This window comes from Agromyces binzhouensis (assembly GCF_004135055.1).
GTDB lineage: Bacteria > Actinomycetota > Actinomycetes > Actinomycetales > Microbacteriaceae > Agromyces > Agromyces binzhouensis.
Genome location: NZ_SDPL01000043.1, coordinates 1 through 12934 on the forward strand (window position 1 = coordinate 1; position 12934 = coordinate 12934).

12 protein-coding genes are annotated in these 12934 nt (G+C 70.6%); 4 read left to right on the forward strand and 8 right to left on the reverse strand.

What is annotated here, in order from left to right; translation table 11 throughout:
* Positions 1-103 precede the first annotated feature (103 nt).
* The 8 genes from pstB to ESO86_RS04260 form a co-directional block, all read right to left on the reverse strand.
* The gene (gene pstB / locus ESO86_RS04225) at positions 104-883 is read right to left on the reverse strand and encodes a phosphate ABC transporter ATP-binding protein PstB (protein ID WP_129233634.1); all 780 of its coding nucleotides are present in this window, start codon (positions 881-883) and stop codon (positions 104-106) included.
* 19 nt (positions 884-902) lie between these two features.
* Positions 903-2003, reverse strand: coding sequence for a phosphate ABC transporter permease PstA (gene pstA, locus ESO86_RS04230; protein WP_129233635.1), 1101 nt, complete (start codon positions 2001-2003; stop codon positions 903-905).
* Positions 2003-2941, reverse strand: coding sequence for a phosphate ABC transporter permease subunit PstC (pstC, locus tag ESO86_RS04235; RefSeq protein WP_129233636.1), 939 nt, complete (start codon positions 2939-2941; stop codon positions 2003-2005). The genes pstA and pstC overlap by 1 nt, the downstream gene beginning before the upstream one ends.
* Positions 2942-3028: 87 nt before the next feature.
* The gene (locus ESO86_RS04240; RefSeq protein ID WP_242492195.1) at positions 3029-4120 is read right to left on the reverse strand and encodes a phosphate ABC transporter substrate-binding protein PstS; all 1092 of its coding nucleotides are present in this window, start codon (positions 4118-4120) and stop codon (positions 3029-3031) included.
* A gap of 193 nt (positions 4121-4313) precedes the next feature.
* Positions 4314-5402 (reverse strand): phosphate ABC transporter substrate-binding protein PstS, encoded by a 1089-nt coding sequence (locus tag ESO86_RS04245; protein ID WP_242492196.1) that lies wholly within the window; start codon positions 5400-5402, stop codon positions 4314-4316.
* Between the two features lie 205 nt (positions 5403-5607).
* On the reverse strand, positions 5608-6552 hold the full coding sequence (locus ESO86_RS04250) for an NUDIX hydrolase (protein ID WP_129233637.1): 945 nt from the start codon (positions 6550-6552) through the stop codon (positions 5608-5610).
* Entirely contained in the window at positions 6549-8747 is a 2199-nt protein-coding gene (locus tag ESO86_RS04255; protein ID WP_129233638.1) for an RNA degradosome polyphosphate kinase, read from the reverse strand. Before ESO86_RS04255 ends, ESO86_RS04250 begins: the two co-directional genes overlap by 4 nt.
* 45 nt (positions 8748-8792) lie before the next feature.
* Positions 8793-9482, reverse strand: coding sequence for a response regulator transcription factor (locus ESO86_RS04260; RefSeq protein ID WP_129233639.1), 690 nt, complete (start codon positions 9480-9482; stop codon positions 8793-8795).
* 74 nt (positions 9483-9556) lie between these two features.
* Here ESO86_RS04260 and ESO86_RS04265 point away from each other — a divergent pair, with 74 nt between their 5' ends.
* From ESO86_RS04265 to ESO86_RS04280, 4 genes are all read left to right on the forward strand, one after another.
* Positions 9557-9880, forward strand: a complete 324-nt coding sequence (locus ESO86_RS04265; RefSeq protein WP_129233640.1) for a hypothetical protein — start codon at positions 9557-9559, stop codon at positions 9878-9880.
* Between the two features lie 140 nt (positions 9881-10020).
* The gene (locus ESO86_RS04270; protein ID WP_129233641.1) at positions 10021-10629 is read left to right on the forward strand and encodes a nitrobindin family protein; all 609 of its coding nucleotides are present in this window, start codon (positions 10021-10023) and stop codon (positions 10627-10629) included.
* A complete protein-coding gene (gene ygfZ / locus ESO86_RS04275; protein WP_129233642.1) occupies positions 10629-11774 on the forward strand; it encodes a CAF17-like 4Fe-4S cluster assembly/insertion protein YgfZ in 1146 nt (381 codons plus the stop codon). The genes ESO86_RS04270 and ygfZ overlap by 1 nt, the downstream gene beginning before the upstream one ends.
* Positions 11771-12850 carry an FUSC family protein gene (locus tag ESO86_RS04280; RefSeq protein ID WP_242492197.1) on the forward strand — a complete coding sequence of 360 codons (1080 nt, stop codon included), beginning with the start codon at positions 11771-11773 and terminating at the stop codon, positions 12848-12850. Before ygfZ ends, ESO86_RS04280 begins: the two co-directional genes overlap by 4 nt.
* Positions 12851-12934 lie beyond the last annotated feature (84 nt).

Here is a 12934-nt window from a genome sequence, read left to right on the forward strand (position 1 = left end):
ACCGGCGATCGCCCGCCGCCCGCCGCCCGCCGACCGCGGCGACGTCGCCCGACGAGAACGGCCCGGCCCCCTGCGGGGACCGGGCCGGACGCCGGAGCGAGGCTCAACCGAAGCGACCGGACACGTAGTCCTCGGTTGCCTTCTCGGACGGGTTCGAGAAGATCGTCGTCGTCTCGTCGTACTCGATGAGCTTGCCCGGCTTGCCGGTTCCCGCGATGTTGAAGAACGCGGTCTTGTCGGAGACCCGCGAGGCCTGCTGCATGTTGTGGGTCACGATGACGATCGTGTACTCCTGCTTGAGCTCCTCGATGAGGTCCTCGATCGCGAGCGTCGAGATCGGGTCGAGCGCCGAGCAGGGCTCGTCCATCAGGATGATCTCGGGGGAGACCGCGATCGCGCGCGCGATGCAGAGGCGCTGCTGCTGGCCGCCCGACAGGCCCGAGCCCGGGCGGTCGAGGCGGTCCTTGACCTCGTTCCAGAGGTTCGCGCCCTGCAGCGACTGCTCGACGAGGTCGTCGGCGTCGGACTTCGAGATGCGCCGGTTGTTGAGCTTCACGCCCGCGAGGACGTTCTCCTTGATCGACATCGTCGGGAACGGGTTGGGGCGCTGGAAGACCATGCCCACCTGGCGGCGCACGAGCACCGGGTCGACCTCGGGGTCGTAGAGGTTGTTGCCGTCGATGAGCACCTCGCCCTCGACGCGTGCGCCGGGGATCACCTCGTGCATGCGGTTGAGGGTGCGGAGGAAGGTCGACTTGCCGCAGCCCGACGGGCCGATGAACGCCGTCACGCTGCGCGGCTCGATCTCGAGGGAGACGCCCTCGACTGCGAGGAACTTGCTGTAGTAGACGTTCAGGTCTCGGACTTCGATGCGCTTGGACACTGTGGTTCCTATCTGGGGGTCAGCGACCGTACTTGGGGGCGAAGAACCGCGCGACGAGTCGGGCGACGAGGTTCAGCACCATGACGATGAGGATGAGCGTGAGGGCGGCCGCCCACGCGCGGTCGAGGTACGCCTCGGGCGGGTTCCCCTGGTTGGCGTACTGGGTGTAGACGAACACCGGCAGGGACTGCATGCGTCCCTCGGTCATGTCGTAGTTCACGCTGTTCGTGAATCCCGCGGCGATGAGCAGCGGCGCGGTCTCGCCGATGACGCGGGCGATCGAGAGCATGATGCCCGTCGTGATGCCGGCGATCGAGGTGGGCAGCACGACCTTCACGATCGTCAGCCACTTCGGCACGCCGAGGGCGTACGCGGCCTCGCGCAGTTCGACGGGGACGAGGCGCAGCATCTCCTCGCTGGAACGCACGACGACCGGGATCATCAGCACCGCGAGGGCCACCGCGCCGGCGATGCCGGTGCGCGTGCCGGGGCCCCAGAAGATCGCGAAGAGCGCGTAGGCGAACAGGCCGGCGACGATCGACGGGATGCCGGTCATGACGTCGACGAGGAAGGTGATGCCACGGGCGAGACGGCCGCGGCCGTACTCGACGAGGTAGATCGAGGTCATCAGCCCGATCGGGATCGAGATGAGCGCAGCGGTGCCCGTCATGAGGACGGTGCCGATGATCGCGTGCAGCGCACCACCGCCCTCGCCCGTCACGTTGCGCATCGAGTAGGTGAAGAACTCGACGTCGAAGCGGTTGAGGCCGAACGTGACGACGGTGATCGACAGCGAGATCAGCGGGATCATCGCGAGGAGGAAGGCCCCGGTGACCAGTGCGGTCACGAACCGGTCGGTCGAACGTCGCCCGCCCTCGACGATGCGCGAGAGCAGCGTGATCGTCGCGACGTAGATGATCGCGGCGACCACGAACGTGCCGACCCAGTTGAACTCGGCGCCGCTCAGCGCGATGACGCCGAACAGGCCGGCCGAGACGAGGAGGCTCGCACCGAGCACCATCCACGGCGCGCCGTTGGGGAGCTTGCCCGCGGTGAGCGAGTTGCTGACCGGCGCCGCCGCCGGGCCGCGGGTCTCGGGAGGGGTGATCGTCGTGGTCATCAGTTCGCTCCCGAGAACTCGGCACGGCGAGCGACGATCCAACGGGCGATCGCGTTCACCGCGAAGGTGACGATGAAGAGGATGAGGCCGGTCGCGATGAGGACGTTGACGTTGATGCCGTACGCCTCGGGGAAGCTCAGGGCGATGTTCGCGGCGATCGTCGACGGGTTCACCGAGGTGAGCAGCTCGAACGTGATCGCTCCGGTCGCCGAGAGGACCATGGCGACGGCCATCGTCTCGCCCAGCGCGCGGCCGAGGCCGAGCACGGCGGCCGAGATGATGCCGGGGCGGCCGAACGGGAGGACCGCGGTGCGGATCATCTCCCACCGGGTGGCGCCGAGGGCGAGCGCGGCCTCCTCGTGCAGGACCGGCGTCTGGAGGAAGACCTCGCGCGAGATCGCGGTGATGATCGGGATGATCATGACTGCGAGCACGAGGGCCGCGGTGAGGATGGTGCGGCCGGTGCCGGAGACCGGCCCGGCGAAGAGCGGGAACCAGCCGAGGTTGTCCACGAGCCAGGAGTAGAGCGGCTGGACCGCGGGGGCCAGGACGCCGATGCCCCACAGGCCGAACACGACCGACGGGACGGCGGCCAGGAGGTCGACCACGTACCCCAGCGCCGACGCGAGCCGGCGCGGGGCGTAGTGCGAGATGAAGAGCGCGATGCCGATCGAGATCGGGAGGGCGATGAGCAGCGCGAGCGCCGCGGCCCAGATCGTGCCGAAGACGAGGGGGCCGACGTAGGCCCAGAAGTTGGTGTCGAGGATCGAGGCGTCCTCGCCGTCGGCGACGAACGCCGGGATGCTCTGGACGATGAGGAACGTCGCGACCGCTGCGAGGGTGACGAGGATCATCGAGCCGGCGAAGACCGCCGACTTTGAGAAGACGCGGTCGCCTGGGCGCTGCTTCGCCCGGATCGGCGCGGCTGCGGTGGTCATCTGGAGATCCTCCGGTCGGTGTGCATGGAACATGGCCGTGCCCGGCCCCGGCTGCTGCTGACGCTACCGGGGCCGGGCACGTGCCGCCTACTGGATCGAGTCGATCGCCGCGGTGACCTTCTCGCGGAGCGAGTCGGAGATCGGGGCCGAGCCGGCGGACTCGGCCGCGACGTCCTGGCCCTCGGGGCTGGCGATGTACGACAGGTACGCCTTCACGAGCTCGACGTTCTCGGGCTCCGCGTACTCCTGGCAGGCGATGAGGTAGCTGACGAGGACGATCGGGTAGACGCCGGCCTCCTCAGAGGTGCGGTCGAGCTCGATCGCGAGGTCGTGCTCGTCACGGCCCTCGACGAACGGCGATGCGTCGACGATGGCGGCAGCGGCCTCGGGCGAGTACTCGACGAACTCGCCGCCCACGCCGACCGCGACGGTGCCGAGGTCACCGGCGCGCGACGCGTCGGCGTATCCGATCGTGCCGGTGCCGTTGGTCACGGCGTCGACGACACCAGAGGTGCCCTGCGCGCCCTCGCCGCCCTCGAACGGCCACACGCCGTCGGCCTCGTAGGTCCACACGTCGGGCGCGGCCGCACCGAGGTAGTCGGTGAAGTTCTCGGTGGTGCCCGAGTCGTCAGAACGGTGGACCGGGGTGATCGCGAGGTCGGGGAGCTCGACGCCCTCGTTCGTGGCGGCGATCGCCTCGTCGTTCCAGTTGGTGATGTCACCGGCGAAGATGCCCGCGATCGTGGCCGGGTCGAGGTCGAGGCTGTCGACGCCCTCGAGGTTGAAGATCACGGCGATCGGCGAGATGTAGAGCGGGAGCTCGACGACGCTCGTGTCGGGAGCGCACTTGGCGAAGCCGCCCTCGGCGATCTCCTCGTCGTTGAACGCACGGTCGGAGCCGGCGTAGTCGCTGGCGCCCGAGAGGAACGTGTCGCGACCGGCGCCCGAGCCCGAGGGGTCGTAGTCGATGGTCACGTCGGGGTTCGCGGTCTGGAAGCCGGCGATCCACGCCTGCTGGGCCGAGTCCTGCGACGACGCGCCGGCGCCGACCAGGTTGCCCGAGAGCGTCGAGTCGGAGCCGGAGTCGCCCGAGCCGCCCTCGTTCGCGGCGCAGGAGCTGAGCGCGAGGGCCGCCGTCATGGCGATGACGGCAGGCGCGGCGAAACGCTTGAGGTTCACGTGATTCCCTTCCGGGGGTTGGATTGCAGGATGTGGGGCCGGGTGCCGACCCGCCTGCGACGCTAACCAGCGTGCGTGACGAGCGTCCCCCACGGTAGTGAACGGGAGGTGAACTGGGTCTGTCCGGGCGGGATGGCGCCGCTGTGAGTCCGCCGTGACGGCGGCGTCCCGCAGATCGTCCGGGCCGTGGGTGCTAGCCGCTGATGGATTCGATCGCCTGCATGGCGCGCTCGCGCAGCGACTCCGAGATCGGCGCCGATCCGGCACCGACGGCGGCGGCCTGCTGGCCCTCCTCGCTCGCGATGTACGCCAGGTACTCCCGCACGACCTCGACGTTCCGAGGAGAGGCGTACTGCTGGCAGGCGATGAGGTAGCTGACGAGGACGATCGGGTAGACACCGGCCTGCTCGGTGGTGCGATCGATGCTGATGGCCAGGTCGCCGTCCGCTCGCCCCTCCTCGAGCGGGGACGCGTCGACGATCGCCGCGGCCGCCTCGGGGGAGAACGAGACGAACTCATCGCCGACGCGGACCGCCGCCGTGCCGAGGTCTCCGGCGCGCGACGCATCGGCGTAGCCGATGGTGCCCACGCCGTTGCCGACCGTGTCGATCACGCCCGAGTTCCCCTGGGCGGCCTCGCCGCCCGAGAACGGCCACACGCCGTCGGCCTCCCATTCCCACACCTCGGGCGCGGCGGCGTGCAGGTAGTCGGTGAAGTTCTCGGTCGTGCCCGAGTCGTCCGAGCGGTGCACCGCGGTGATGGGGAGATCGGGAAGCGCCACCTCGGGGTTGGTCGCGGCGATCGCCGGATCGTTCCAGTCGGTGATGTCGCCGGCGAAGATGCCCGCGATCGTCGCGGGGTCGAGGTCCAGCGTGTCGATGTCGTCGAGGCGGAACACCACGGCGATCGGGGAGATGTACAGGGGCAACTCGATGATCGTGGAGTCCGGGGCGCAACGACCGAAGCCGCCATCCGCGAGTTCCTCCTCGGTGTATGCGCGATCCGACCCGGCGAAGTCGCTCGCGCCCTCCATGAAGGTGTCGCGTCCGGCGCCGGAGCCCGCCGGGTCGTAGTCGACCGTGACCGCGGGGTGGGCGGTCTGGAACGCCGCCACCCACGACTGCTGCGCGGCGCCCTGCGCCGATGAACCTGCTCCGACGAGGTATCCGTCGAGCGTCGACCCCGTGTCGCCGGTCGTCATCTCGTTGACGGCGCAGGAGGAGAGGACGGTTGCGGCGACGGCGGCGAGCGCGACGGCCGCGGTCGGGCGGATGCGGTTCACTGGGACCCTTCGGGGAGGTTCGGGGAGGTTCGGGGAGGTTCGGGGGATCGGGAGCGGGCGGTGGTCGAGCGATGCGAGCCGGACTCGTGGCCGCGCCCCGGTGAACAGGGAAACCGACACAGGTGAACGAATGGTGAACACTCGGGGTCGTGGGGGTGTGTGGAACCTGCGTATCCCCTGCATCCCGCGGGCCCGCGGCTGCGGCTCAGGCGGTGGGCGCGTGCGTCTCGATCGCGATGATGCCCGATGACGGGTTCGAGGACGAGAGGTGCACGACGCTGAACGCGCCGACCTCGAGGCTCGCGGCATCCGTGACGTACGAACCGAGGGGGGTTCCCGTCGCGAGCGCGATCTCGCGCATCATCTCGGGCATGACGGGGCCGTGGCCGCAGATCACGGCGGTCTTGCCGACACGCACGCGCTTGCCGATCACGCGGCGCACCTCGTCGTTGCCGGCTTCCCACGCGTCCTGGCTGATGCCCTCGTCGCGCTTGACCGTGATCCCCGTCTTCGCCGAGAGCGGGGCCACGGTCGTCACGCACCGGACCGCCGGGCTCGAGACGATCTTCCGCGGGCCCCAGGCGAGGATGGTGTCGACGAGTGCGGCGGCCTGCTGCACGCCCCGCTCGACGAGCGGCCTGGTGGTGTCGGTGCCCTTCCAGTTCGAGCGCGTCTGCGCCTTGCCGTGGCGGAGCACGATGAGCGCGAACGTCTCGGTCACGCCCTGGTCGACGAGCGCGGCGAAGTTGTCGAGGATCTCGCGGTCGGGGCCGTAGGTCAGGTAGCCGCGGGCGCGCTTGATGGTGACCCACTCGAGCGCCGCGATCTCGGCGTTCGGACGGAACGTCGAGGCGAGCACCGCCTTCTCCGTGACCTCGGCCGCCCAGTAGTGCACGATCTTCTCCCGGCCGCTCGGGAGCGGGTACCGCGAGACGCCGATGGGCACCCCCAGGGCCACGGTGAGCCCGGTCTCCTCCGCGATCTCGCGGACGGCGGTCTGCGGGAGCGTCTCGCCGGGGTCGACCTTGCCCTTCGGGATCGTCACGTCGCCGTGCACCGTGCGATGCACGACGAGCACGTGGATGCGCCCGTCGATCACGCGCCAGCAGACGGCGCCGGCCGCGTAGACGGCGGTGGCGACCTGGCTCATCGGCGCGCCGCTCGCGTCGCACGCTGCGCGATGCGCTTGCTGCGCTGCGCGACGCGCTGGATTCGCAGGGCCTGCAGGTCGTCGAGCGGGCGGCCGGAGTCGTCCGTCGAGTGCCTGACCCAGGTGCCGTCGCCGGAGAGCCACCATGCGCCGGTGCGCTCGTCCATCGCCTCGTCGAAGAGCCCGCCGATCGCGCTCACGTGGTCGGGGTCGGTGAGCCGGACCAGCGCCTCCACCCGACGGTCGAGGTTGCGGTGCATCATGTCGGCCGACCCGATGTAGACGACCGGGTCGCCGTCGTTCCGGAACGAGAAGATGCGCGAGTGCTCGAGGTAGCGGCCGAGGATGGATCGGACCCGGATGTTCTCGCTCAGCCCGGGGATGCCCGGGCGGAGGCTGCAGATGCCCCGGACCCAGACCTCGACGGGCACGCCCTCGTTCGACGCGCGGTACAGCGCGTCGATGATGGCCTCGTCGACCATCGAGTTGACCTTGATGCGGATGCCGGCGGGCTTGCCCTCCTGCGCGTTCCGGGTCTCCTGCGCGATGAGCTTCAGGAGCCCCTTGCGGAGGTGGAGCGGAGCGACGAGCAGGCGCTTGAACTTCTTCTCGATCGCGTACCCGGAGAGCTCGTTGAACAGCCGCGTGAGGTCCTTGCCGACCTGGTCGTCGGCGGTCAGCAGTCCGAGGTCCTCGTAGATGCGGCTGGTCTTCGGGTTGTAGTTGCCCGTGCCGATGTGGCTGTAGTGCTTCAGGCCGTCCTTCTCCTGGCGGATGACCAGCGCGAGCTTGCAGTGGGTCTTCAGCCCGACGAGGCCGTAGACCACGTGCACGCCCGCCTTCTCGAGCTTGCGCGCCCACGTGATGTTGGCGGCCTCGTCGAACCGCGCCTTGATCTCGACGAGCGCGAGGACCTGCTTGCCGGCCTCGGCGGCGTCGATCAACGCCTCGACGATCGGGCTGTCGCCCGAGGTCCGGTAGAGCGTCTGCTTGATCGCGAGCACGCCGGGGTCGGCCGCCGCCTGCTCGAGGAACGCCTGGACGCTCGTCGCGAACGACTCGTACGGGTGGTGCAGCAGCACGTCCTTCTCGGCGACGGCGGCGAAGATGTCGGCGGGCCGGTTCGGCTCGGACGGCTGCAGCTGCACGTTCGTCGTGGGGACGTGCGTCGGGTAGTGCAGCTCGGGGCGGTCGATGCGCGCGAGGTCGAAGAGCCCGCCGAGGTCGAGCGGGGAGGGCAGGGTGTAGACCTCCTGCTCGGTGACGTCCAGCTCGCGCACGAGGAGGCCGAGCGTGACCTCGTCCATGTCGTCCGAGATCTCGAGTCGGATCGGAGGGCCGAACCGCCGACGCAGCAGCTCCTTCTCGAGCGCCTTGATGAGGTTCTCGGTCTCGTCCTCCTCGATCTCGACGTCCTCGTTGCGGGTGACGCGGAACACGTGGTGGTCGAGGACCTCCATGCCCGGGAACAGGTCGCCGAGGTGGTTCGAGATGAGCTCCTCGAGCGCGATGTACCGGGCGTCCTCGACGGGCTCCGCCGGGTCGACGCGCGCGAAGCGGGGGAGCATCTGCGGGACCTTCACGCGCGCGAACTCCTGGCGGCCGGTGCGGCTGTTCCGCACGCGGACCGACAGGTTCAGGGAGAGGCCGGAGATGTAGGGGAACGGGTGGGCGGGGTCGACCGCGAGCGGCATCAGCACGGGGAAGATCTGCGTGCTGAAGTAGTCGTGCAGGTGCTCGCGGTGCGTCTCGTCGAGCTCGTCCCAGGAGACGATCCGGATGCCGGCTTCCGCCAGCGCCGGCTTGACCAGCTCCTGGTACGCGGCGGCGTGGCGCGATTGCAGTTCGTGCGCCTTCTGCGAGATGTCCGCGAGCACCTCGTGCGGGGTCCGCCCGATGTTCGTCGGGACGGCGAGCCCCGTGTTGATCCGGCGCTTCAGGCCGGCGACGCGGACCATGAAGAACTCGTCGAGGTTGGAGGCGAAGATCGCGAGGAAGTTCGCGCGCTCGAGCACCGGCAGGCGGGGGTCCTCGGCGAGCTCGAGGACGCGCTGGTTGAACGCGAGCCAGCTGAGCTCCCGGTCGAGGTAGCGCTCGTCGAGCAGTTCGGGCGCACCGTCGGTGTCGAGCGGTTCGAAGTCGTCGTCGAAATCGCTCGAGGTGCGGTCTTCGTCGAGGGTGCTCTCCGCAGTCATCCACACATCATGCCACCGGGCCGCGGCGCGGTGGTGAAGCGCAGGTCACCGGGCGGTGACGTTCGCGTCCTGCTCGTCCTCCTCGTGGACGTTGAAGCGGTATCCCACGTTGCGAACCGTGCCGATCAGGCTGTCGAGGTCGCCGAGCTTCGCACGCAGCCGGCGGACGTGGACGTCGACGGTGCGCGTTCCGCCGAAGTAGTCGTAGCCCCACACCTCGCTGAGCAGCTGCTCCCGCGTGAACACGCGCGACGGGTGGGCCGCCAGGAACCGGAGCAGCTCGAACTCCTTGTACGTCAGGTCGAGCGTGCGACCGTGGACCTTCGCGGAGTAGCTGGCCTCGTCGATCACGACACCGGACGTCTGGATGCGCTCGGCCGGCTGGGCCGCCTGCGCGCGGCCGAGCGCGAGCCGGATCCGCGCGTCGATCTCGGCGGGGCCCGCATGTTCGAGGATCACGTCGTCGATGCCCCAGTCGGAGGACACCGCGGTGAGTCCGCCCTCCGTCACGACGAGGATCAGCGGCACCGAGAGACCGGTCGTCCGCAGGATCTGGGCGAGTGCCTTCGCACCGGCGAGATTGGTCCTGGCGTCGAGGAAGACGAGGTCGGCCTCGGGCGCGCGCACCAACTGGTCGGGTGACGCCGGGATCACGCGCACTCGATGTGTCAGGAGAGACAGGGCCGGAAGAACGTCTTCGTTTGCTGCCGGCGTCAGGATCAGCAGCTGCGCCACGCACACACTCCAGTAGTAAGGTGCGGTCAATACTACGGGACACGAGCGATGGACCACGGGGAAGGGCGGACGGTGTGACGCAGGACGACGCGGGAGCGCCGGCGACGGGCCTCGCACGGTGGGCCGTGCCCACCGTGTGGCTCATCTCCGCGATCGGGTCCGCGGTGGTGGTCGGCCTCGCCTGGTCGGGCACGCGCGTGTGGTTCCACGACTCCGGCCCGTACGCCGCGCTCGGCGTGCTCGGCATGGTGTTCGCGGCATCCGTCATCGCGGCGCTGCTGCTGCAGCTCGCCTCGCGGAGGCCGCAGGGATACGTCGGACGGGCCAGCGCGTCGATCGCCGGCGCCGTCGTCCCGGTGGCCGTCGGGGCGCTCGCGCTGCTGCCTGTCGTCGGGTGAGCACCGGGTAGACTCGCACCATGTCCTCGCTGCTCGCGCTCGAACTCTTCTTCATCGGCCTGCTCGGTCTCGCGAGCCTCACGATCGCCTGGATCAGCGGCGTGGTCGTCTACAAGCTCTTCAAGGGGCAGCGCTAGATCGTGATCGAACTGCCGGTCGACCTCCCCGCGGAGCTCGTTCCGCTCTCCTGGCTCATCGGGGTCTGGGAGGGTTCCGGCGTGATCGACTACGCCATCGGCGACGGCTCGGTCACCCACGAGTTCGGACAGCGCGTGAGCTTCAGCCACGACGGCCTGCCCTACCTCAACTACACGTCCTACACGTGGCTCTTCCCGTCCGATGCCGACGGCGAGCCGACGCCGCTCGCTGCCGAGACCGGCTACTGGCGACTCGCGCGTCCCCTCGGAGAGGGCGACCAGGGCCCGGCGATGCTGCCGGCGGTCGGCGCGACGCGGTTCCCCGACGCCGAGGCCGTCGAGACGCTGCGCAACGACGCCGGGGGATTCGACCTCGAGGTCTCGATCGTGCACCCGGGCGGCGTGAGCGAGCTCTACCTCGGGCAGGTGAAGGGACCGCGCATCGACCTCGCGACCGATGCGGTCATGCGCACCGCCGGCGCGAAGGAGTACGCCGCGGCCACGCGACTGTACGGGCTCGTCGAGAACCACCTCCTCTGGGCGTGGGACATCGCGGCCCTCGGCCAGGACCTGCGCACGCACGCGTCCGCCCGCCTCGCGAAGGTCGACTGATGTCCGGTTCGCCGTTCCTCGCGCTGCCCGGCGCGGTCGTCGGCGACCCGCCCGACGAGGCGGTCGCCGCGCACTACGGCAACCCGATGGTCGAGCAGCGCCGGCTCGAGGAGGGTCGCGCGATCGTCGACCTGTCGGACCGCGGCGTGATCACCGTCGCCGGTCCGGACCGGCGGTCGTGGCTGAACTCGATGGCGAGCCGCGCGCTCGACCACCTCGCCCCGGGCGAGAGCGCCGAGGCGTTGTTCCTCGATGCCTCGGGTCATGTCGAGCACGCCGTGCACGTCGTCGACGACGGCGAGCGCACGTGGCTCGTGCTCGACGGCGGCGCGGCGCCCGGGCTCGCGACGTGGCTCGATCGCATGCGATTCATGCTGCGCGTCGAGGTCGCCGACGTCAGCGACGGGTTCGCCGTGGTCGCGGCGATGCCGCACGACGACGGATTCCCGGTCGAGCTCCCCGACGGCGCACTGGTCTGGCGCGACCCGTGGCGGCAGGTGCTCCCCGACGGATACGGGTATGCCGCGGAGGTCGGGCATGCGGGCGCCGACTGGAACTACGCCGAGGCGATCGTGGCGCGGGATGCGCTTCCGGCGCTCGCCGGCGCCGTGCGATCGGGGGCGGTCGAGGTCGCCGGGGCGCTCGCGCTCGAGGCACTGCGCATCGCGGCCTGGCGTCCGCGCTTCGCGACCGAGGTCGATGAGCGCACGCTGCCGCACGAGCTCGACTGGCTGCGGAGCGCAGTCGACCTGCACAAGGGCTGCTATCGCGGGCAGGAGACCGTCGCGAAGGTCGTGAACCTCGGCCGGCCGCCGCGTCGACTGGTGATGCTGCACCTCGACGGCAGCGACACCATCCTGCCGAAGTCCGGCGATCCGGTCGTCGGACTCAAGGCGCGTCCCGAACCCGCCGCCGGCGAGGCAGCGGAGCGACGCCCGGTCGGCGCCGTCACCTCGGCCGCCATGCACCACGAGCTCGGACCGATCGCCCTCGCGGTGATCAAGCGCTCCGTGCCCGCCGACCTCGAGCTCATCGTCGAGAGCCACGGCATCGACGTCGCTGCGGCGCAGGTCGAGATCGTGCCGGCGGGCGCCGCCGCGGCGGTCGACGTGCCGCGCCTGCCGAGGCTCGGCATCCGCCCGTGAACCGGTCGCCGGTCGGGGCGACCCGGCTGGCCGGTCGACTCGGTCGGCTCCGCGACTCGCTGCCGGCGATCGTGCAGATCACCGTGACCGCGATCGCGGCGTACTCGTTCTCCCTGTTCGTGGTGGGGCACGAGCAGCCGCTCATCTCCGCGCTGGTCGCCATCACCTCGCTCGGATTCGTGCGCGATGCGCGCCCCGTCCGGGTGCTCGAGACCGTCGTCGCGATGACGCTCGGCATCGCCCTGGCAGAGGCGCTGCTGCTCGTCGCGGGCAGCGGCATCTGGCAGTACGCGCTCGCGCTCGCGGTGACGCTCGCCGTGGCGCGATTCCTGTCGGGCAATGCGTCGTTCGCGATCGCCGCCGCCGTCCAGTGCTCGCTCGTGATGCTCGTGCCCGCACCCGAGGGCGGGCCGTTCGTCCGCACGCTCGACGCGGTGGTCGGCGGAGCGTTCGCGCTCCTCGCGACCGCGATCATCCCGCGCGATCCGCGCCGCACGGCGCTCCGAGACGGGCGCCGCCTGCTCGACGAGCACGTCGCGGTGCTGCTCGAGCTGGCGGCGGCACTCGGCCGGGGCGAGTCGGATGCCGCGGGGCGGGCGCTCTCCCGCGCCCGTGCCACCCAGCCCGCGGTCGAGGCGTGGACCGCGAGCGTGGACTCGGGCATCGCGATCGCGCGACTCTCGCCGATCGTGCGCCGGGCCAGGTTCGACCTGGAGCGGCAGCGGGCCATGCTGTCGGGCGTGGACCTCGCGACCCGCAACCTCCGCATCATCGCGCGCCGGGTCGAGTGGAGCCTCCGGGACGGACGTCCGCGCGCGGAGGTCGCCGACGTGGTCGCCCGGATCGCGGTCGCCGTCGAGGTGCTCGACGAGTCGCTGCGCGACGTGGCGCAGCAGCCCGTCGCGAGGCAGGGCTTCTCGGAGATCCTCCGGCACCTCGACCCCGTCGCGATCCTCCCGGACGGCCCGCAGGGCGACCGGAACACGCTCGCAGCGCTGCGCCCGTACCTCGTCGACCTCCTCACCGCGTCCGGGCTCGACCTCGACGAGGCGCGGGCGCTGCTTCCGGGCGACTGAGGCGCCGCTCAGCGGGGTGCGACCGACGCCCAGTCGAGCGTGAGCTCGCCGAGGCGCCAGCGCCGCGCCCCGCCGCGCACCGGC

Bases quoted from the DNA above. Each gene is read 5' to 3' on its own strand.
- pstA (WP_129233635.1), bottom strand. From the start codon at position 2,003: ATGACCACGACGATCACCCCTCCCGAGACCCGCGGCCCGGCGGCGGCG.
- pstC (WP_129233636.1), bottom strand. From the start codon at position 2,941: ATGACCACCGCAGCCGCGCCGATCCGGGCGAAGCAGCGCCCAGGCGAC.
- ESO86_RS04250 (WP_129233637.1), bottom strand. From the start codon at position 6,552: ATGAGCCAGGTCGCCACCGCCGTCTACGCGGCCGGCGCCGTCTGCTGG.
- ESO86_RS04255 (WP_129233638.1), bottom strand. From the start codon at position 8,747: ATGACTGCGGAGAGCACCCTCGACGAAGACCGCACCTCGAGCGATTTC.
- ygfZ (WP_129233642.1), top strand. From the start codon at position 10,629: ATGTCCGGTTCGCCGTTCCTCGCGCTGCCCGGCGCGGTCGTCGGCGAC.